The organism is Zhongshania aquatica, from assembly GCF_027257955.1.
In the GTDB taxonomy this organism is placed as follows: domain Bacteria; phylum Pseudomonadota; class Gammaproteobacteria; order Pseudomonadales; family Spongiibacteraceae; genus Spongiibacter; species Spongiibacter aquatica.
In genome coordinates, this window is sequence record NZ_JANZNQ010000001.1 from 187426 (window position 1) to 207155 (window position 19730).

The window sequence follows — 19730 nt, forward strand, 5'->3', positions numbered from 1 at the left end:
GTAAACGTCAAAGGATAAAATCAGCTACCATACACTTTTTGAGCCGGTACTGCCTCCGCCATGAGCGTTTTTACCGCTTCGCCAACCTCAGCAGGCTCCCAGCGCGCGCCCTTATCTACTTCGGGGCCCTTGCGCCAACCGTCAGCGAGGGAGATTTTTCCGCCCTCTGCCTCAAACACACAACCAGTTACATGCGCTGATTCACTGCTGCCTAACCACACCAGTAGTGAAGACACATTTTCCGGTGCCCAAAAATCAAAGCTGCCATCGTCTGGCTTCGCCATGCGGGTGGCCATGGCCTCAACCGCCGTGGTCATATTGGTACGGGCTGCCGGTGCGACCGCATTCGCGGTAATACCGTAGCGGGCAAGCTCAGCGCCTTGGTTTAACGTCAGTGCAGCGATACCCGCTTTAGCAGCGGCATAATTTGATTGACCAATTGAGCCCTGCAAACCAGCACCCGAGGTTGTATTTATAATGCGCGCATCGACAGGCTTACCCTCTTTGGATTTACCACGCCAGTAATGAACGGCGTGTGAAGTGATGCAAAAATGGCCTTTTAAATGCACGGCCATGATGGTGTCCCATTCCGCCTCGGTCATCGACGCGAACATACGGTCGCGGTTAACACCGGCATTATTCAAAACAATATGGAGATCGCCAAAGGTGTCGATGGCCTGCTTCACCGCATTCAAGCTATCGTCGTAATTGGTAATATCAGAGGTATTCACCACAGCCTTACCACCGGCGGCAGTAATCTCATCCACCACTTTTTGCGCAGCCGCTTCGTTAATATCGTTGACTACAACCGAGGCGCCCTCAGCAGCAAATACTTTTGCATGTGCCGCACCAAGGCCGCCACCTGCACCGGTGATAATCACCACTCTGTCATTACAAATTGCCATTACTGTTATTCCTCGTTTAAGTGATTGGTCAGACGTCTGATGTCTGACGAAAGGTCAAAAGCAGGCTTGACAGTGCCTGGGAGTTGAATTTCCATTTTCCGACTTCCGACTTCCGACTTCCGACTTCCGACTTCCGACTTCCGACTTCCGACTTCCGACTTCTGACGTCCGACTAAAGTCTTTCAATTATCGTTACATTCGCCTGACCACCGCCTTCGCACATGGTCTGCAAACCATAGCGACCGCCGGTGCGCTCAAGCTCATGAAGCAAAGTCGTCATTAATTTTGTGCCTGTTGCGCCCAGTGGATGACCTAAGGCAATCGCACCACCATTCACATTGGTTTTAGCGTGGTCATAACCGGTTTCTTTCAACCACGCCATGACCACCGAGGCAAAGGCTTCGTTGATTTCGACAAGGTCAATATCCTGTAGAGACATGCCCGATTTTTTCAGTGCATATTCGGTGGCAGAAATCGGCGCCGTCAGCATCCAAATTGGATCGTCTGCACGCACACTCATATGATGAATACGAGCGCGGGGTGTTAAGTTATAGCGTTTAAGTGCCGCTTCACTAACAACAAGAACGGCACTAGACGCATCGCAGGTTTGGCTAGACACAGCCGCAGTCACTTTGTCGCAACCAAACAAAAAATCTAATTCCGCCATTTTTTCTAAGCTGGAATTACGCGGCGTTTCATCCATTTTCACGTCGCCAAAGGGAATAATTTCCTTATCGAAATGACCCGCGGCAATCGCTTTTAATGCGCGTTGATGCGACTCATAAGAAAACAGTTCTAAATCTTTACGCGATAAATTCCATTTATCGGCAATCATCTGTGCAGATTTAAACTGCGTCGGCGGCTCGGCACCGTAGCGCTCAACCCAACCAGTCGATCCAGAGAAGGGGTCGCTAAAACCCAATGGCGCAGCCAGAGTCATCGCCGATGAAATAGGAATTTGCGTCATGGTCTGCACACCGCCCGCCACAATCACGTCCATACAACCAGACATAATTGCCTGCGCCGCAAAATGCACCGATTGCTGGGAAGAACCACACTGGCGATCAATAGTCGTACCCGGTACTTCTTGTGAAAGACCCGCCGCCAACCATGCGCTGCGTGCGATGTCGCCCGCGAGCGGGCCAACAGTATCTACACAACCAAAGATGACATCGTCGTATTCATTATCAGGAATGCCATTGCGCTCAACGATAGCCTTTAAAACATGTGCACCCAAATCAGCACCGTGCACATGAGCAAGACCGCCTTTACGGCGCCCTGTGGGGCTGCGAATTGCGTCTACGATATATGCTTCTGCCATGTTAAATCCTCGGTAATTTGGTCAGACGTCTGATGTCTGATTCTTTATAAAAAATGCTCGGGCTGTGTTGGTCGTCCGACATCAGACACCTGACGTCAGACTAATAAGCTAAGCCGCAAATGTATTGCCCGCGCCTAATTTCGCTTCATCACTAAACACAAACTCCGCAATGCGCTGCTTATGAAAACCGGCTGTGCCATAGCTGCTATTTAGCGCCCATGCGCGTTTCATGAAAATATGCAAATCCACTTCCCAGGTGTAACCCATGGCGCCATGGACTTGAATGCTATTTTTAGCCGCTAAATCGGCTACTTCGCAGGCCACTACTTTGGCGTGGCTAACATTGTGCGAAGCACTAGATGCATTGTTTACCAGCGCGTAAGCGGCGCGATAAACCGGTGTTTTGGCGTACTCCAATTTGTAAGCGATATTTGCCATATGATGCTTAACCGCTTGGAAGCTACCGATGGCGACACCAAACTGTTTGCGATCAGTGGTGTATTGCACAGAGATATCGATCATGCGCTGGGCAACACCAAGCGCCTGTGCTGCCGCTGCTAAAGCACCGCGATTAAGAGCAAACACAAGCAAGTCTTTTGCCTTTTGGCCGTCTGCTAATTTATGAGCCGCAGCGACATCAAATTCGACGGCAAACAATTTGCGCCCCAAATCAATGGACTCGTTGTAGCGAAGCTCAACTGCGCCCGCTTCCACCGCATACACCGCGCCGGCTTTTTCGAGAATCAACAGATCAGCGATATGCGCATCTTCAACTAAATTATTTACTTCCAGACCAACCACTACCTTGGCTTCGCCACTGGCGATTTTAGGAAGCCACTGCTCAGCAAAGGCAGAATCGCCAACCTCCATAATGGTTGGCACCGCAACCAGCGCGCTATGAACCAGCGGCTCAGCCAAAGCAACATAGCCCGCCTCCTGCGCTAGCAGAACAAAATCCAACTCGTTCATACCCAAGCCACCATGAGCCTCGGGAACAGTAATGCCAGTAAGGCCCATCTCAACAAACTGCTGCCACAAAGCATCACTGCGACCAGACTCGGTTTGCCATGCCGCACGAATTGATTCCGGCGTAATTTCATTAACCAGAAAATCCCTTACCGACTCCTGAAACAACAACTGGTCTTCGCTAAATGTAAAATCCATAAATCTTTCTCCGAGCACTCGCCAACAAATCGAGAAAACTCAAAATTAATTTTTAATTTCCTAAAAACACCACCCAACCAAGCAGCGCAGATTTTTGTACGCTGGCAAGGCAAAAATGCGCGCAGGGCGGAAGCGTATATGCAATACGTAACCAACCGAGCACTTTTTTAACGCAGCCAGCGTGCAAAAAGATCGCTGCGAACCAAGGCCAAAATGCGTGCAGGGCGGGAGCGTATATGTAATACGTGACCAACCGAGCACTTTTTTAAACGCAGCCAGCGTGCAAAAAGATCGCTGCGTTTCCGACAAAATTGGAAATGAATATTTTCGCTGCATAGCGAGGCGAAATCGCGCGGAAGAAGGGAGCGTATAAATAATACGTGACCGACTGAGCACGATTTCAACGCTGCTATGCGGTGAAAAGATCATTTCCTCGGCATACCTAGTAGACGTTCGGCGATTATGTTTCGTTGTATCTCATTCGTTCCCGCATAAATCGGCCCCGACTGCGAGAACAACCAGCCATCTAACCAGCTACCTACTTCACCGGCGTCGGGTGCGTGGGGTACAAGCTCTGCCCGCGCGCCTAAAATTTTCAAGCCTAGACCGTGCATTTGCTGATCAAGCTCTGACCAAAATATTTTATTGGTTGAGGCTTCTGCGCCAATCTTGCCGCCCTGCATTAAGCGGCAGGCGGTTTGATAGGTGGTTAGTGCATAGGCTTCGGCATCCATGTAGGCACGCAACACCGCATCGCGTACGGCGGGGTCTTGGTCTGCACTTTCTTGATTGGCTTTGTATAAATTAACGAGGCGCTTTGCGGTTTCTTGAAAACGCGCAGGTGAACGGAGCATGAGGCCGCGCTCAAATCCGGCGGTGGCCATGGCCACACTCCAACCTTCGCCTTCACCACCTAAGCGGCAATCGACAGGTACTTTCACGTTGTCGAAAAATATTTCCGCAAAACCGGGCAAGCCATCGAGCTGGGGAATTGGACGAACGGTAATGCCCTCTGATTCCAGCGGCACCAAAATAAAGGTGAGTCCTTTGTGGCGCTCGGATGCCGGATCGGTTCTGAACATACCGAAACACCAGTCCGCCCACACTGCGCGGGTTGACCATGTTTTCTGGCCGTTGATTACGTAATGAGTACCGTCTTCGCTCAGCGTTGCAGTGGAGCGAATCGCCGCCATATCTGAACCGGCATTTGGCTCAGACCAGCCCTGACACCAGATATCTTTACCTGTTGCCATGCCGTTTAAAAATCGTTTTTTCTGCTCGTCGGTGCCGTATTCCATTAAGGTCGGACCGAGCAGGAATATGCCGTTTTGATTTACCCGCAGCGGTGCGCGTGCCGCGTAATACTCTTCTTCAAAAATAAGCCATTGCAGAAGATCGGCGCCACGGCCGCCCATTTCCTCTGGCCAGGTAATCATGCCCCAACGGCCTTCGTAGAGTTTCGCTTCCCACTCGCGGTGCTGCTGAAAACCTTCTTCGGTATCGAAGGATTTTAGCGGTTCAGCAGGCACGTTAGCCGCAAGCCAAGCACGAATTTCAGCGCGGAAGGCGGTTTGTTCGGGTGTATATTCAAGTTGCATGTTGATATCCAATTACCGCGTTTATACTTTGTTACGGCGCGCGTCGGACGTCTGACGCCAGACGTGCCCTTTAAAATTTCGCATCGCGTTTTTCAACAAACGCGTCTTTGGCTTCCTGCGAATCAGGATCGGCATAAGCCTCCTGCGTGAAGCCCTGCTCCCAGCGGTATTTATCTTCTAAATTGCCGTCTTCAATACCGTTTAATGCTTCTTTGGCGAGCTGCACCATGCGAGGTGATTTAGCGGCCATTTTGCGAGCAATATCGCGGGCGGTATCTAATAGCTGATCGCGAGGTACGACCCTTTCTACAGCACCTAAGCGGTAAGCTTCCTGCGCATCGATAGGCTCGCCAGTGAAATACATGTAGCGCACTTTTTGCACTGGGAACATGCGCTGTAAATGTGCGCCGCCACCCATGGCACCGCGATCAACTTCTGGTACGGCGAAGGTGGCGCATTCAGAGGCAACTAACACATCGGCTGCGCCGCTAATGCCAATTCCGCCGCCCAGTACAAAACCGTGCACGGCAACAATCACCGGCTTGGGGTTACGGTGAATCGCTTTAAAGGTGTCGTAATTGCCTTTGTTTACTTTGGTGATCATGGCGCTATTGGCGGCAAGTTCTTTGATGTCGACACCGGCACAAAAACCACGACCTTCTGCCGCGATAATGATGGCGCGCACATCGGGGTTTTCACCCAGTGCATTTAACTCGGCAGCAATCGCCAACCAGCCAGCGCTATTAAAGGCATTTACCGGCGGGTGATTAAAAATTACTTCGGCAATACCGCTGTCGATACGGGTAGAAAATGGCTGACTCATTATTATTTCCCCTGCGCTTGTAAACGCTGTAGTTGGGCTTCGGCCTCGGCAACCAGACCGCTAATTAATTCTTCACAACTTAATAATTTATCGATAACACCGGCAACTTGGCCGGAAGGCAGCACGCCATCATCGGGACGTCCATCCACCATGGCTTTTTGAATAATCATGGGCGCGTTGGCCGACATAATGGCTTGCGCTGGCGTCAGGTCGCCGTCTTTGCTCATCGCTAAGGCTGACTTAAGCAAACCGAAAATACTGGCACCGGTAAACTTGCGGAAGGCCAAACCATTGCGCAGTGCAATCACTAATTTTTTAAGATTTCCCGCGCGCTCTAACTCACCTAAAAAGCGATTTAGAATCATGCGCTGCTGAATACCGTCGAGTGCTTGGGAGACAATAATCTCGGCGGGATTTTTACAATCTAAGTAGCGCTGCTTAGTCGCCTCTGGGACGGGACTTTCCTTGGTCAATAAAAAGCGTGTTCCCATCGCGATGCCATCGGCACCAAAGGCCATGGCCGCAATTAAGCCGCGACCATCTTTAAAACCACCGGCGCCCAACACAGGAACCTGTGCGCCAACCGCGTCTACCACTTGTGGCAATAACAAGGTCGTTGGCACCGAGCCGGTGTGTCCACCGCCCTCGCCGCCCTGAACCGTGACCGCATCGGCACCCATTTCCACCGCTTTAATCGCGTGTTTGGGCAAGCCGATGGTGGGCATACAGACCACGCCGGCATCTTTAAGCTTGGCGACCATGTCCTTGCCCGGTGAGCGCGAATAACTGACCGCCTTCACCTTGTGCTTAATGACCAGGTCGACAATCTCGGCAGCATTGGGCTGATACATATGAAAATTGACGCCGAAATTTGCCTCGGTTAATGACTTCACTTTGAGAATATCGGCTTCCATTTGCGCAGGCGGAATCGTTGCCCCCGCTAAAAAGCCAAAGCCACCGGCATTGCCTGTGCCCGCCACCAACTGCGGATCGGCAACCCAGCCCATCGCGGTCTGGATGACAGGATAGCGGCAGCCGAGAAGTTCGGTAATTCGAGTATTAAGTAGCTTCGACATGATATTCAGCCTATAGCTTCATGGTTTGAGGACTGACGTCAGACGTCGGACGAAGCATCATCGTCAGACACCCGACTTCCAACGCCTGACTCACAGCCGCACTCCCGCTGGATTATCCTTCAACTGCTTGCTGCGCAGATTGTGCGGATCAATCTGGCGAATAACCGCTAATTGCTCTTCGGTGGGCGCCGCTGTCGTCGCTATCGTGTCTGGTACATGCACTTCGAAACCCGTGTTAGCAACAACCTCTTCCACGGTCACACCGGGGTGCAAACTCACAATCTGCATTTGGCGATTCGGGCCGTTAAAATCGAACACGCCTAAGTTGGTGTACACGCAGCGCAAATCAATTTCGTCAAAGCTGTAACCCTTGGGCAAACGATCTGGGTTAAAACCGATGGTGCACACCACATCGCACTCGCCTTCAATAAATACGCGGGGGCCATGGGCAGGCACCATGTAACTATTGGCGTGGCAAATGGAGTTACCGGGAAAACCGCGCACGCCTAACATTTGCACTTTGGGCTTTTGGTAGTCGCCGCCCATGGCAGAAATATTGGCCTGACCAAAGCGGTCAATTTGGGTTGGACCACCCGTAAGATGACGACGACCGCTCCAGACGTTGTCGAAAATACGGCTAAAGCCCATCCAGTTTTCATTCATTTGCACAAAGTCATCGGGACGTTTACCGACTGGGTTCGGCGTCGACAAAATCCACGCCTCAGAATCGGTCATCATAATGCCGGGATTCGTGGTCAGCATCGCGAGGCTGGCAGCAATACGCTGCAACACGCCAATACCTGTCACCAGCACTTCGCCATCGTGCTCGTAAGCCGCCGCGTTAGCGCAAATCATTAATTCTGCCAAACTGTAATCGCTTGCAGGTGTGCTCATCGTTTTATCTCCTGTTAGCCGATTAATAGACGGGTTGTGGCAATTTACGAATCGCATCTAGGCCGCCAACTTTGGCCTGATACTCTTCCTCGCTGCTGTCTTTGATGTATTTATCGAAGTACGCCGCAAATCCACCCTCTTTGGCAGACGCGTTGTATTCCTGAAAATGCGGTATATCAAAACCGTAATTAGGGCTGCATGACGAGGGATGCGCGCCACCCGGCACCAGTGCAACACCTGTGGTGTAGTTGCGCTCCCAAAACACCAAGCGCGCCTGCGCCGGATCGGCAAAGGCCTCAGCTTCAACAATTTCTTCGCTGGTCACGAAGGTCTTGTCAGCGGCGCGCACAAACCAGTCATCCATGTGATGATCTGGCGCCGTGATTTGACACACACCGCGCACATCAGCGCGATTGACGTGCACCAAGGCCACGTCTAATTTCAGCGCCGGCATCGCGACCCACTCTTTGTCATCGTAGGGGCTGTCGATCACTTTAATATCAGGATTGAACTTGATTACGTCGGTACCCAAACCCACCTTGGTAGGAATAAAGGGGCAACCCCATGCCGCGGCGCGCAAGCCCAGCAACATCATGCCCTCATCAATTTCCATTACTTCTAAGTTGCCGCTCTGGCGGGTCGCACGGAAATAAGGCTCAAGGGGAATAAAATCTAGCGATACAAAGGCAAACACCAATTTGCGCACCTTGCCCGCCGCGCACAACATGCCGACGTCAGCGCCGCCGTAGGCAACAATAGTCAGGTCTTTCAGATCTGACTTTAGGATCTCGCGAATCAACGCCATCGGCTTGCGGCGTGGCCCCCAGCCACCAATACCAATCGTCATGCCATCACGTAGTTGGCCGACAATCTCCTGCAGACTCATTTGTTTGTTCACGAGCGCTCCTTGAATTTCCAAAATTACGTAGTGTGCAAATCACCAAAATGCAGCAATTAACACAGCATAGTTACGATATACGTAAATATAACACCAATTAATTATGCAAAACATCACTTACCGATAATATTACTAATGGGTTAAGCCGTTTGGGGTAGATGCTCAGGCCGTAAGCGACCAGACCAGATAATTGGTATAGGCAGCGGAAACAGCTCTTAGAGAATAGTTGCAAAATCAGTGGACGCTAGGACATATTCCTAGGCATTTTCTTGAGTTTTAACTAGGGGATATAGAGAATGAACCGAGGGCGGAGATAGCAACGAGATAAATACAGCAAGAGACCAGACACGGATTACGCGCCCGATCTCTGAAAAGCCTAATTATTAAAGCGCACCGGCTCCTTACCCTTATTACCAATCACCACCGTGCCAGCAATCTTGTCGTGCCAGCCCTGCTTGCGCCTGTCCAGGCCAACCCAGATAAAGCCCAACATAAAGACCATCGCCGACAGGTAATAGCCCAAATAACGCACGATCCATTGCTTTACCGAGGGCTTTGCTCCGGTTTTCGCATCGACAATCGCGAGCGTTAAAATCAACTTACCAGGGGTTGCCGACTTATAGATCCAGAACAGCATGACGACAATGGCAGGCAGCACGTAGTTAATTACGACATTCCAAGTACCGGGTACCTGAAGGGTCTCGAAAGACATGGTAGACATATGCATACCTTGACCCTCCACACTGGACCACTGCGTGTTACCAAGGGTAAGTGCGAGAAGAGGTAATATAAGTAGACCAAAAAGAAAGGTGTCGATGATAGACGCCCATACCCGAATCCAAAATCCGGCGTATTCAAGCTTCTGTTCTGACTCCTGCGGGGTATTATCCATATCAGCTCCAAACTGGCTTTGTTTTGTCGTCAACAATACACTGTATTGACACGAATGACGCAGGCTAAGCAGAAATGCCCAACAGTGCAAATTTTAGGGATTGATTAGTCATACCAAGCTCGGTAGCTAATCAGACACATAGGGAAGCCCCACAATGCCACTATCTTCCGTACAAACCTACGACATTGAAAAGGCGCTCATAGGCAACCGAAAAATTGACGCCATTAAACTGTATCGCGAGGCAACGGGCTGCTCCTTAGTAGAAGCTAAGGACGAAATAGAAACAATGCTCACCAGTTTAAAAACGCGGAAGCCTCGGCATTTTAAAGACATTGGCGTACAGGCCGAGCCAGAGCAGACAAAACCCACCAGCAAGAAAAAAACCTTTTTAGTGACCTTCTTCTTGGTAGATACCATTATATTCACCGGTCTTATTTATTACTTCCTACTTCGTGATCAAGACAGTGCCGACAAACCCTCAAGCCTTGCCAACCAAGCCGCACAAGTCATACAGCAAATAAAACCTGAATCACAAACCCAAGGTCGCCCCAAGTCAATCTCCCTACCCAATTCCGTAGCCGTGGATTCCTACACCGAGAGACTCAATCCCGACGACAATTTCGACTCGCTCTACCTCAGCAAAATAAACAGCAGCAGCTATATCAACAGAAAAAGCTCAGGTAATAGCAGCAGCTTTGACAGCAGCGAGATCGAGCGCAAAATTAAAACCGCCCGCAGCCAACTTGCTCAACTACGCGTGCCGCCAACAAATAGCTCGCTGACCCTAATTGAAATGAGCGCGGCACCGGTAAGCTTAGACGGCATCATCAACAGTGAAGAATGGCAAGACGCCACCGCGATTGTCCTTGATGAAGAAAACCAAACCACCCTGTATTTCAAAACCGATGGCGAATGGCTCTTTATCGCCTGCGACGCGCCGAGTGAAAAAAGTCAGGGCGGCTACGATCAGTTACGGGTGTATTTTCACGCTGGACTCAACCCGAATTTAGTCAATGAACGCATCCACATCGGCAAGGGTGCAGGTGTTACCAGCATTAGACAAACCACTTTCCGCTGGCAGGGCGACCCGCCAAAAAACGACAACGAGCGCTGGAAGAAATACGCGATTAACGACTGGGGACTTTACAACTACGCCTACGGCAGCTCATCGATGAGCAGCGGCAACCGCCAATACGAAGCGGCTATTCATATAGGTGAGGCAGGCCTACACAGCAAAGTACCCTTCACGGTATATGCAGAAGTTGAAACCGATCCGTTAAAAGATGAAAAAGGGAAGTTTGTCGAACGGCAGTATTTAGGTGAACTCGGCAATGAGCGGAATCCGGTTTGGATGGTGTTTTAGGGCTGTTTTATTGCTGTGTTGATTGAGCTCCACTAACTCCATGCTAGCCGGCTTACGATTATGTTTGCTTGGAATTTTCGAGAGAGACCTGATATCGACAATAAGCAAGCGACGGAATAGACATCTGCTTGACCACCTTGTTATGCGCCATTATACTTCCTGTACCATTTAACGTACATGTATAGGTGAGCCACTATGGACGCGATTAGTTACACTGCGGCACGTGCCAATTTAGCGAAAACGATGGAGAAGGTCTGTGATGACCATGCGCCAGTAATTATTACTAGAAAAAGCGAATCTCCAGTTGTGATGATTTCACTGGATGATTATCAAGCATTGGAGGAAACCGCCTACTTATTGCGATCTCCAGCAAACGCACGACACCTGCTTGAATCAATTGCCGAGCTAGAGGCGGGCAAAGGAACCGTGCGGGAACTTTTGGAATGACATTAACATTTTCGTCTAAAGCGTGGGAGAACTACCTTTATTGGCAAAAGACCGATAAAGCCATGCTAAAACGAGTAAACATGTTGATCAAAGATATTCAGCGTGATCCCTTTGATGGTATTGGGAAACCGGAGCCATTAAAGCACGGCTTATCTGGATATTGGTCTCGACGAATCAATGACGAGCATCGAATTGTTTATAAAGTTGCTGGCGACAAGCTTTTTATTGCGCAACTTAGATACCACTACGAGTACTAGCACATAACGAGGCTGTAGAATTTCTAATTTGTTGGTGTCGATATTGCCGAACACGGGCTCTACCACTGACATCCGATAGCTGTAGATCCTGATTTATTTTCACGCGGTTTCAAATCCAAAGTGCATCAAGGTTTAAACAATAATTCAAATAAAATAAATCTGCCCTCCTTATTCAAATCTAAATAGCCTAACCATCACAATCTCTTCTCATCCTTGAAATTTGAACAAACAGTCCAATGAATTACTTTCTCAGCAAACAAGACTGAAAATCATAAATCAAAGACCTGACCCCATTAACTCCCACAGCAAAGTACCCTTCACGGTATATGCAGAAGTTGAAACCGATCCGTTAAAAGATGAAAAAGGGAAGTTTGTTGAACGGCAGTACTTAGGCGAACTGGGTGACGAGCGGAATCCGGTTTGGATGGTGTTTTAGTGTGACGTTGTTTCGGTTTTAATTAAACTATAAAAATCCAATTTTTCCGAGAAAAGGGGACAGATTTATTTTCATTCCTGCAAACTCAAGTCTCAATAGCCTACAATTCACTTTAAGGGCAGCCAACTAAGGCTCGGCACTCTCTGTTATCAACCAGCTGCCGGCAGTTAACTCATCACGAGAGAAAGGCCGCAGCTGCAAGAAGTTCGAGGATATTCTTGGTAGCCACCCCACATAACTTTCGCTATCGTGGTGAAAAACTAGTAGCTGTTGTGTTCCGCTTGACACATTAGTAATCAGTGAGGAGTTAGAACGGAGCGTTAGATCCATGTTAACGGCGAAACTGTATAGGTCACTGACAGCACGATTGGAATCCCACAGAATATAAAACGTGTCGGCATAGGTTATCGCCCGGAGCTTATACTTTTCATAGCGAATCCCCTTTTCACTTTTAGGCCCCAGTATCTTTGTGGGTACCGACTGCAAGGACTCCCCCAGCAAGCTGTACTGACGCCCCAATATCTGATCATCATATTTTCCCGAGCCGTCTATTGCTGTTCTTCGCTCCACCCAAAATACAGTCACAGTGGATCCAATAATGGCCACAGCGGGATCGCGTAGCCCAGCATCCGAACTACTCTGCACAACAATAGGAGCGCTGGCGAATTGCTGGCCGTCTGTATTCAGCAAACTCAATTGCGTATTCGAGGAGCTTGGGTCACCTGCCTTTGGAAAATTCCACACAAGTGCAATTGTGTCACCTGAGTGAGCTATCTCCAGACGTTGTGACTCCTGATCGTCGGTAACCACCAAGTCCGTTGCATAGGACTGAAGGTCGGAAGTATTGTAGTTGTTGTCTAACAGTAATCCTTCTAGTGAGTGCGCCTCACCATTACTTGCCTTATGCCGAAGCCACGTTAGGAAATAGCGCTCCCCCGTATAGACCGCTTTCAAATTACTCAACGTGCTGGTGTCCTCGAATACATTCACCGCGTCCAGACTCTTTCCTTGGTCAACAGCCTCTCCCTGACTGTTAAGAAAACGCGCATAAAGCGTGTCTCCGCTACCCGACCTTGTGGCATACGCTAGCAAATAACCCGCCCCATCAAAGGTCAATGAAGTAGCTGAACACGCTGATGTTCCTGAAGGAAAGGTATCTAATGTTACAGGTGGGGTGATAATGCGTCCTGACGCCAACCCAACCGTTTTAAGAGACAAAGTGTTACCAGATTCTAACTCGCAGTATGCAAACAGTGTCTGGTTTCCGCTGCTAGCGGTAGCAACATGACCAGAAATCTGACTACTCTGAAGAGGTAAAAGAAGACCAAAACGCATAGTTTCGGCGAGAGAGTAAGCAACGGTTTCATAGCGCGTAAAGTAGTTAGCGTCGGCAGCATAGAGGAGCGTGTAAAATTTCTGCCCTACCTCAACGGTAGTGTGCAAGAATCGAAACGTATCTGGTATCCACATCGAACCATCAAGTTCACTATCATCTTCAACATCAATGATACTTACTCTCTTATATATATCTTGGTGAGGATTTCCTTCATACACATATTGGTGGGCTGGATAACCATCAATGACAATGTCATGACTAGAGAGCAGGTTTACGTTGCGGATTTCCCGGATAAAGGATTCGTCGTTAGACTCGGTTCCGATGACGAGGAACAGAGCTCGCCATTTACCTTTAGATATATCAAGGGGTTCTATCTCAGGTTCCAAGACGGGATAGCCCGCGGACCCCGATTGAGGAGACTCCCAATACGGTAAGGTTACATTCACTGAATCCTGAACGAGGCTGTGGCGTACATACCGTAGAGTATCTGGATTCACCGGCGTTGCGACCGCCGAATCATTTGGGAGAGTGGCATTATTATTTCCACCGCCACCGCCACAACTAGGGAGAAGTAAACAGAATAAGATTATCTGAAAAAAATGCCGGACTGAGACTTTTAAAAACATAATTGAATTCCATTTCTTTTACAGCATTTATTCACGTCTTATAATTTTTATCAACAAAATAATTTAATGTAGTTGAAGTTAATTTAACCGCCCCTCGACACCATAGACACCACTTTGTAGTATGACTATAGCGGTTACTTGTATTATCTATTCATACGCCGGTCAACCACCGTCGTCGTTTTGATAGTGCACGTCAAATGCAGACAGGTCTACGCGTTTATCAATCAGATGATGTATGGCGTGTTCGAAGGTACCTGACTGGAGCTGGTCTTCGTAATTGATTACAATCATCGCGCTTTGATTGTAGTCGTAGGGTTTGAACTTGGGCATTCGCATTACGCCTTAATGCTTTGGTCAATTTTAGCAAAACTTTATCAAAATAGGGGTTTTTATACAGCCTCAACGCCCGCAGCACGCGCGGCTTTTCTGTGAAGGCGAAGCCGTAACGGAAAAGCCGTCGCTGTGCCTGCGTTTGTTATATTCTTTAGCCATGGACAGACTCTTTAGTTGGCCCGATCACCCACCTTTCAGCATTGTTTTTTATTAATTCATTTATTGCCATCACCTGACTAGAATTAATGAATGCGTGTTTAATATCCGATTTAACTGACGATAGAGCCAGACATAACTGTCGAGACAGTGGGATAAGAATAATGTATTCATCCCCACCGCTGAATAATTGATCTATTACAATTGGGCCGTCTTTTATAATAAATGGTTGATCACAAAGAAGAACATCGGCTTCTAATGAATAAAGAAATAGCCAGCCCATGGAATCATGGATGTAAGCCGCATTTTCCTGCGCATTCTCAATCATCTTCACAAGCGTAATATTACGTGATTCTGAAAATGATAACCCTTCAAAAAGGCTGTCGTTATTCAGGTCTAAACCCTTTTCTTTCGCTTTTTCCTTGGCGGCTTCATCACCCCTTGCATGCTTTAAAATTTCTCTGATGAGCACCCGGTCAAACCCATCCTGATATTCATTGATGAGACTTGGATGCCTTGCAGATAAAAATCCGAAGAACCTTGATAGGTTATATAAACTAACATCGGTTTTGTCGGGATCATCAGATATCAACTTTCCCACTTCAGTTGCGAACGCACCATCAATTGTTGATAGCATCGGATTTTCGATCAATGTTGGTGAGTCAGACGCTTTTGCCGTTTCTCCCGTTAGAGAGTAAAGAAAGTTTTCAGAACAAAAGTTCCTAGGGCCGGCAGGCCCGACAACTCTCGAGTCCGTTTTATCTAGATAAAACAGGTTCTTGCCATCTAGCGAGAATAGAAGTTGATAAGACTGGGGAACATAATGATGACTCTTGGGATTACTCATAATTGAATATAACGCCCAAAGCAGCGGCGCGCGTTAGCGCGTCCAGCCCGCAGGGCGATGCTGCCTTTGCTTGTTATATACTTACTGCCTTGGTTTAACTGCATACTTAAAAAAATAGTAAGGGTATGCAAAGCTGCCTATAAAAAGGAATAATGCATACCACTTACTACGTTCTCCTTTGTCACTAAATCTCTGGCGCACATCTTTTAGACACAAAATGGCACCAAATAAAACTAAAGGCAGTGATACCCACCAAAATACATTGTATTGCTCTAAGGTCATGTAGGCCTCTTTACCTTGCAAGCTTGCTTGAACCTCCATGTGTGTTACGACAATAAAGATTAAAGCCCAGATTAGTGACAGAGAGGTCAGGGTTTTCTCGATCTTGTTCATAGTTGCATATAACGCCTACTGCAGCGGCAGACAAAATGGAGCGTGTTTTTGTGCAAAAATGAGCGGAGCGATTGCACAAAAAGGCGCGGAGTTTTGACTGTCCGACTGCCGGTACTTGTTAAGTGTTTGTTATATTTTTGAACCATTTTTCATATTTCAACTTGTTTTTGTATTTGATATTCAGCCTGTTTGCACCTGATGTTGCTCGCTGTATCATCATGAATGCCTCACCAAATCGGTCTAGCTGAATAGATTCATCGTCACCTAAATCATGGTGCTTCACTTGATTTTTAGCTTCATTATATATTTTTCTGATTTCACCCTTTGAAATATGTTTGATACCAAGTATTGATCTAACTTTATTTGCTCTTGTCCATTCATGATTGAAAGGTTCGATCCCTTCCTTGCTGTGAATCAGTCCCTCAAATATTTCTGCAGCAGCGCCAAGCAGGGTTAAGCTAGAAACATATCGCTTTTCCAAAAATAATACGATGCCATCTTCTAGCTGCTCTTTTGCTACATTTTCCTTTCTAGACGGACGAGCCATATACACTTAACAGTTTTGTTATGACGACTCAGGCCACATATCACTTTGGCCCCCTTATCACGGAACTGGCTTTTACGTTGATTGAAAAAATTTGGGAATTCAATGGGATATCGACCTCGCTATTAGCGAGCGCCCGACAAACGAAGACTAGTTCCCTTTATTTCTGCCAAACATTCCTTTCCCCTGATCATATCCTGTTTTTTATGTTTTTCAATAAGTTATGTCATTCTAAAATGTGTTAATGAGAATGGCTCTACTGTTCACAAGGGTTTAATCGTCGGGAACCGCTAATCTCAATAAAGACACAAACCCACTACAACCGAGTAGCAGTCACCGGCTGCGCCAATATCCACAAACCAAAACACGTAAAAATAATCATCAAGACCAGCATGGGCAATTGACTCAGCGTTGCCTGCCGACGCTGCGGAAATAGCAGCAGCGCTTCTTTATGGGCTAAGTACACGCTGAGCACGTGGCCAAAAAGGATTAAACCCACCTGCGTATGCCAAACCCAATCCATATTGGGGATAACTGATTCGGGTCGCCAATGGGCGCTGCCGAATAAATTCCAAGACCAGCCGAAGGGATCTGAGATCAGTCGCCATATCATTACGCCTTGGGTGCTGATCAAAGTGTAGTAATGGGTGATGTGGTAGACCAAGGCGATGGGTAAAAGTGAGTAGGTGAAATGTAAGGCGAGTGAGGATAGCGATGCGTGATACTTTGTTAGCCGACGTACGATTGCCAGAAAGAAATACAGTACGCCAAGGTAAAACAGCGGCGACAACACCAGCACGGTGGTTTCGAAAACGCCATGCGCCGCTTTTAATACCGGATAGGCCTGCACAATATTTTGGCTTTTGTATTCTCTGTATATTCCGGCGATGTCTTGCCAAAAGAACGTTGCCCAGATATTGGTGCTGTGCAAACCGTCGAATGCGGTTGACGATAATAGGAATAAGACAAACAGCAGCTCACTCATTGAGGATGCTTTGCCAATTTGGAGACCAGAGAACGGCATGCGTAAAATCACCGCTGGGCGTGACTGGGATTCATCTCTTGCTTGAATAAAAACCGGCGCCATTTTAGAGATCAGCGCAAATAGAACTGCAAAGAACTCGCCATACTTAAACCAGCGCTCGCTGCCAAGCAACCACGCCGCTACAAGGTTTAGTACGCTGTATGCCAGCAAGACGCTCGCTAGCCCTCGCGGGCCGCTTTCGCCAAATAGTTCAAACCAAACAAATCCGATGTAGAGCAATAAGGCTGGCCAATATTCTAGTTTTTCACCCCAGCGAGTACGCCCTGAAAAATCAATTTTAAACACCGCCGCCAAACAAAGCACCATGGTTTGCCAAGGGTTTACTAGCGGGTAAAGATTACCCACCAAGGCACTAAAATACGCGAAGCCTAAAACAAATATGATCCAAAAGAAGGTCATATTAAAATTTAAAAAGGCATTCGCCGTGCCCCACAAACCGGTGGCGATACACAACAGTAAAGCGAATAAACTCACTATGCGTAAAACGAGAATCGCGATGGGAGATATGACAAACAGGTTTTTTTCGTGCAGAGGCTGGGACGAATCTTGCGCGGCGCGCTGATCGCTGGCGAACCACGCCACCAATAAAAACGACAGCAGCAAGGCCGCCGCACTGCCCCAAGCGTATAACCAAAACGGCACAGGTAAGGTGTAAAGCGTACCAAAGGAATGCGACCACGCTGGCGCTGCAAATGCGGCTAGGCTAATGGCCAGCAGCCAATACAGACTCCGTGTACTGGCGGTCTTTTGGCCGCTGCGCTTAAACACCATAGCGGCAACTACCTAACTTAAAGCCCTGTCGGTTTAGGCGCAGTGGGCCCAGCACTGGGGGTAAATTCCAATATTTGAAAACCCGCACTGTAGCCTGCTATCCAGATATGGCCGGTTTCTGGTCGGTAGCGAATATAGGTGGCGACGGCGTCCCAGCGATCGGCTGAACTGCCGAAGCCTTCCGACAATAACACTGTTGGGGTATTTGGGTTTGGTGCCGGATGCCAATAGGCAATCTCGAAGGGGTTGGCAGGATCGTGAATGTCCCACACCCGCAGACCGCCGGTGTAGTAACTCATAAACAGGGTGGTGGCGTTGTTTACATCATCAAAGCCAACGTAGTGGGCCGAGTAGTTGGCGACGTCTATTTCAGTCTGTGGGCAGTTCTCTAATTTATTCACGTCGAGAATGATATCCGACACCCTGACCGGATTGGTCTCGTCGGTGATATCAATAATACGGCTGCGTGCCCAGGGACAAACTCCCGCGGTTGGCCATTCATCGCTGGAGTAAACGTAGGTACGGCCGCCATTTTTGAACCAGCGCGCGGTGTGCGAACCCGCCGTTGGCGCCTCGCCATCCAGCAAATTACTCCAGCCCACAAAGCCAATCTCCGGCGGTTGTGTGCCAAACAGAAATGGTGATGGCGGCGTGGTACGATCTTGAAAACCGCTAACATCTAAGATCATCATTCCGTTCTGCCCCACCCCGGGCCCATTGGGAAGCCCAAGGCCTAAGGATACAAAACCAAAGTTGGCCTGATAAAGACGCGTGCCCTCTGGGTTTAAACCGCAGTCGTGCGAGGCGGGAGAATAGAGCTGAATCAATTTAGGGTCTTCTAGATCGGTCAAATCGATAACTGCATTGCTCTGCGCCGAACTGGTGGCATAGGCCGTAAAACCATCGTCGGTAATACACATGGCGTGGCCCATAAATGCCAGACCTTGGTCGATACTGCCAATACCACCGGGTAAATCGGGAAGCGGCGGCAGGGTAATTCCCACGCCTATATTTACCGACGCTTTTAAAATGGGTTTGCGACAATCAATCGCCTCGTAAACATCGAGCGCCGTGCCGCCGCCCCGCGTGGCAACAATAATATGGCGCGCCTGATTTGCCTGAATAGATTCGTGCGGGGCAATCATGGCGGGGCTTTGCAATATATCAACTAGCTCTGGATTTTCTGGGTCTGAGGCATCAATGACTGCCATGCCGTTTAGGGCGCTGAACTGCGGATCGACATAGGGAGACGACGCCGGCCCAAATATCTGCCCCGGCGAGGTGGTGGTGACGTAGGCACAGTCATCTAGCCAGGCCATAGAGAAGTTGGCACCGCGATCCAAGATGGTATTCTCGCCGACCAAGCGTAAACCTTTGCGATAGCCCTGCGCTGCGCGGCCACTTAATTGGTCAGCAATTGGCACTTGGCCCTGTAAACCGGTTTCGAGCAGGTCGTCATTTTCAATTTCTGAACCGCCACCGGAGTTTGAACCAGAACCAGACCGAGGCCCACTACTGCTACTTCCGCCACATGCGGATACGCACACAAGGCCTATGGCCAAAATAAGGGTCGTGGCGAGTCGACGGATTTGTCTTGGGGTCATA

20 protein-coding genes are annotated in these 19730 nt (G+C 48.7%); 4 read left to right on the forward strand and 16 right to left on the reverse strand.

The features are described 5' to 3' along the window. Nucleotides 1-20 precede the first annotated feature (20 nt). The 9 genes from O9X78_RS00815 to O9X78_RS00855 all read right to left on the reverse strand — a co-directional run bounded on the left by O9X78_RS00815 (nt 21) and on the right by O9X78_RS00855 (nt 9571). Nucleotides 21-905: an SDR family oxidoreductase gene (locus O9X78_RS00815; protein WP_269617677.1), complete on the reverse strand. Its 885-nt coding sequence runs from the start codon at nt 903-905 to the stop codon at nt 21-23. A gap of 172 nt (nt 906-1077) precedes the next feature. Then, entirely contained in the window at nt 1078-2226 is a 1149-nt protein-coding gene (locus tag O9X78_RS00820) for an acetyl-CoA C-acetyltransferase (protein ID WP_269617679.1), read from the reverse strand. A gap of 108 nt (nt 2227-2334) precedes the next feature. Beyond that, complete coding sequence (locus tag O9X78_RS00825; protein ID WP_269617681.1) at nt 2335-3390, reverse strand: acyl-CoA dehydrogenase family protein; 1056 nt, start codon at nt 3388-3390, stop codon at nt 2335-2337. A gap of 425 nt (nt 3391-3815) precedes the next feature. Next, nucleotides 3816-4988: an acyl-CoA dehydrogenase gene (locus O9X78_RS00830; protein ID WP_269617683.1), complete on the reverse strand. Its 1173-nt coding sequence runs from the start codon at nt 4986-4988 to the stop codon at nt 3816-3818. A gap of 70 nt (nt 4989-5058) precedes the next feature. Beyond that, nucleotides 5059-5811: an enoyl-CoA hydratase family protein gene (locus tag O9X78_RS00835; protein ID WP_269617685.1), complete on the reverse strand. Its 753-nt coding sequence runs from the start codon at nt 5809-5811 to the stop codon at nt 5059-5061. A 2-nt stretch (nt 5812-5813) separates the two neighbouring features. Further along, nucleotides 5814-6887 carry an NAD(P)H-dependent flavin oxidoreductase gene (locus tag O9X78_RS00840; RefSeq protein WP_269617687.1) on the reverse strand — a complete coding sequence of 358 codons (1074 nt, stop codon included), beginning with the start codon at nt 6885-6887 and terminating at the stop codon, nt 5814-5816. Between the two features lie 90 nt (nt 6888-6977). Further along, complete coding sequence (locus O9X78_RS00845; RefSeq protein ID WP_269617689.1) at nt 6978-7781, reverse strand: CoA-transferase subunit beta; 804 nt, start codon at nt 7779-7781, stop codon at nt 6978-6980. 22 nt (nt 7782-7803) lie between these two features. Next, the gene (locus tag O9X78_RS00850; protein WP_269617690.1) at nt 7804-8679 is read right to left on the reverse strand and encodes a CoA transferase subunit A; all 876 of its coding nucleotides are present in this window, start codon (nt 8677-8679) and stop codon (nt 7804-7806) included. Between the two features lie 376 nt (nt 8680-9055). After that, entirely contained in the window at nt 9056-9571 is a 516-nt protein-coding gene (locus O9X78_RS00855) for an RDD family protein (protein WP_269617692.1), read from the reverse strand. A gap of 154 nt (nt 9572-9725) precedes the next feature. Here O9X78_RS00855 and O9X78_RS00860 point away from each other — a divergent pair, with 154 nt between their 5' ends. From O9X78_RS00860 to O9X78_RS00875, 4 genes are all read left to right on the forward strand, one after another. Then, nucleotides 9726-10934, forward strand: a complete 1209-nt coding sequence (locus O9X78_RS00860) for a hypothetical protein (RefSeq protein ID WP_269617694.1) — start codon at nt 9726-9728, stop codon at nt 10932-10934. A gap of 195 nt (nt 10935-11129) precedes the next feature. Next, a complete protein-coding gene (locus O9X78_RS00865; protein WP_269617695.1) occupies nt 11130-11381 on the forward strand; it encodes a type II toxin-antitoxin system Phd/YefM family antitoxin in 252 nt (83 codons plus the stop codon). Beyond that, nucleotides 11378-11638 (forward strand): Txe/YoeB family addiction module toxin, encoded by a 261-nt coding sequence (locus tag O9X78_RS00870; RefSeq protein WP_269617697.1) that lies wholly within the window; start codon nt 11378-11380, stop codon nt 11636-11638. The genes O9X78_RS00865 and O9X78_RS00870 overlap by 4 nt, the downstream gene beginning before the upstream one ends. A gap of 220 nt (nt 11639-11858) precedes the next feature. Beyond that, the gene (locus O9X78_RS00875; RefSeq protein WP_269617699.1) at nt 11859-12074 is read left to right on the forward strand and encodes a hypothetical protein; all 216 of its coding nucleotides are present in this window, start codon (nt 11859-11861) and stop codon (nt 12072-12074) included. 126 nt (nt 12075-12200) lie between these two features. Here O9X78_RS00875 and O9X78_RS00880 read toward each other — a convergent pair whose 3' ends face one another. The 7 genes from O9X78_RS00880 to O9X78_RS00910 all read right to left on the reverse strand — a co-directional run bounded on the left by O9X78_RS00880 (nt 12201) and on the right by O9X78_RS00910 (nt 19729). Next, nucleotides 12201-14036: a hypothetical protein gene (locus tag O9X78_RS00880; protein WP_269617701.1), complete on the reverse strand. Its 1836-nt coding sequence runs from the start codon at nt 14034-14036 to the stop codon at nt 12201-12203. Between the two features lie 162 nt (nt 14037-14198). Next, nucleotides 14199-14366, reverse strand: a complete 168-nt coding sequence (locus tag O9X78_RS00885) for a hypothetical protein (protein ID WP_269617703.1) — start codon at nt 14364-14366, stop codon at nt 14199-14201. A 154-nt stretch (nt 14367-14520) separates the two neighbouring features. After that, a complete protein-coding gene (locus tag O9X78_RS00890) occupies nt 14521-15372 on the reverse strand; it encodes a DUF4238 domain-containing protein (RefSeq protein ID WP_269617705.1) in 852 nt (283 codons plus the stop codon). 81 nt (nt 15373-15453) lie between these two features. After that, complete coding sequence (locus O9X78_RS00895; protein ID WP_269617707.1) at nt 15454-15765, reverse strand: hypothetical protein; 312 nt, start codon at nt 15763-15765, stop codon at nt 15454-15456. Between the two features lie 118 nt (nt 15766-15883). After that, the gene (locus O9X78_RS00900) at nt 15884-16312 is read right to left on the reverse strand and encodes a hypothetical protein (protein ID WP_269617708.1); all 429 of its coding nucleotides are present in this window, start codon (nt 16310-16312) and stop codon (nt 15884-15886) included. 313 nt (nt 16313-16625) lie between these two features. After that, complete coding sequence (locus O9X78_RS00905; protein ID WP_269617710.1) at nt 16626-18125, reverse strand: hypothetical protein; 1500 nt, start codon at nt 18123-18125, stop codon at nt 16626-16628. A gap of 17 nt (nt 18126-18142) precedes the next feature. Further along, nucleotides 18143-19729 carry an LVIVD repeat-containing protein gene (locus tag O9X78_RS00910; RefSeq protein ID WP_269617712.1) on the reverse strand — a complete coding sequence of 529 codons (1587 nt, stop codon included), beginning with the start codon at nt 19727-19729 and terminating at the stop codon, nt 18143-18145. Nucleotide 19730: the final 1 nt, after the last annotated feature.

Excerpts from the sequence above, each read along its gene's own strand:
- O9X78_RS00815 (WP_269617677.1), bottom strand. The coding sequence starts at position 905 with ATGGCAATTTGTAATGACAGAGTGGTGATTATCACCGGTGCAGGTGGC.
- O9X78_RS00820 (WP_269617679.1), bottom strand. The coding sequence starts at position 2,226 with ATGGCAGAAGCATATATCGTAGACGCAATTCGCAGCCCCACAGGGCGC.
- O9X78_RS00825 (WP_269617681.1), bottom strand. The coding sequence starts at position 3,390 with ATGGATTTTACATTTAGCGAAGACCAGTTGTTGTTTCAGGAGTCGGTA.
- O9X78_RS00830 (WP_269617683.1), bottom strand. The coding sequence starts at position 4,988 with ATGCAACTTGAATATACACCCGAACAAACCGCCTTCCGCGCTGAAATT.
- O9X78_RS00835 (WP_269617685.1), bottom strand. The coding sequence starts at position 5,811 with ATGAGTCAGCCATTTTCTACCCGTATCGACAGCGGTATTGCCGAAGTA.
- O9X78_RS00840 (WP_269617687.1), bottom strand. The coding sequence starts at position 6,887 with ATGTCGAAGCTACTTAATACTCGAATTACCGAACTTCTCGGCTGCCGC.
- O9X78_RS00845 (WP_269617689.1), bottom strand. The coding sequence starts at position 7,781 with ATGAGCACACCTGCAAGCGATTACAGTTTGGCAGAATTAATGATTTGC.
- O9X78_RS00855 (WP_269617692.1), bottom strand. The coding sequence starts at position 9,571 with ATGGATAATACCCCGCAGGAGTCAGAACAGAAGCTTGAATACGCCGGA.
- O9X78_RS00860 (WP_269617694.1), top strand. The coding sequence starts at position 9,726 with ATGCCACTATCTTCCGTACAAACCTACGACATTGAAAAGGCGCTCATA.
- O9X78_RS00865 (WP_269617695.1), top strand. The coding sequence starts at position 11,130 with ATGGACGCGATTAGTTACACTGCGGCACGTGCCAATTTAGCGAAAACG.
- O9X78_RS00870 (WP_269617697.1), top strand. The coding sequence starts at position 11,378 with ATGACATTAACATTTTCGTCTAAAGCGTGGGAGAACTACCTTTATTGG.
- O9X78_RS00880 (WP_269617701.1), bottom strand. The coding sequence starts at position 14,036 with ATGTTTTTAAAAGTCTCAGTCCGGCATTTTTTTCAGATAATCTTATTC.
- O9X78_RS00885 (WP_269617703.1), bottom strand. The coding sequence starts at position 14,366 with ATGCCCAAGTTCAAACCCTACGACTACAATCAAAGCGCGATGATTGTA.
- O9X78_RS00890 (WP_269617705.1), bottom strand. The coding sequence starts at position 15,372 with ATGAGTAATCCCAAGAGTCATCATTATGTTCCCCAGTCTTATCAACTT.
- O9X78_RS00895 (WP_269617707.1), bottom strand. The coding sequence starts at position 15,765 with ATGAACAAGATCGAGAAAACCCTGACCTCTCTGTCACTAATCTGGGCT.
- O9X78_RS00900 (WP_269617708.1), bottom strand. The coding sequence starts at position 16,312 with ATGGCTCGTCCGTCTAGAAAGGAAAATGTAGCAAAAGAGCAGCTAGAA.
- O9X78_RS00905 (WP_269617710.1), bottom strand. The coding sequence starts at position 18,125 with ATGGTGTTTAAGCGCAGCGGCCAAAAGACCGCCAGTACACGGAGTCTG.
- O9X78_RS00910 (WP_269617712.1), bottom strand. The coding sequence starts at position 19,729 with ATGACCCCAAGACAAATCCGTCGACTCGCCACGACCCTTATTTTGGCC.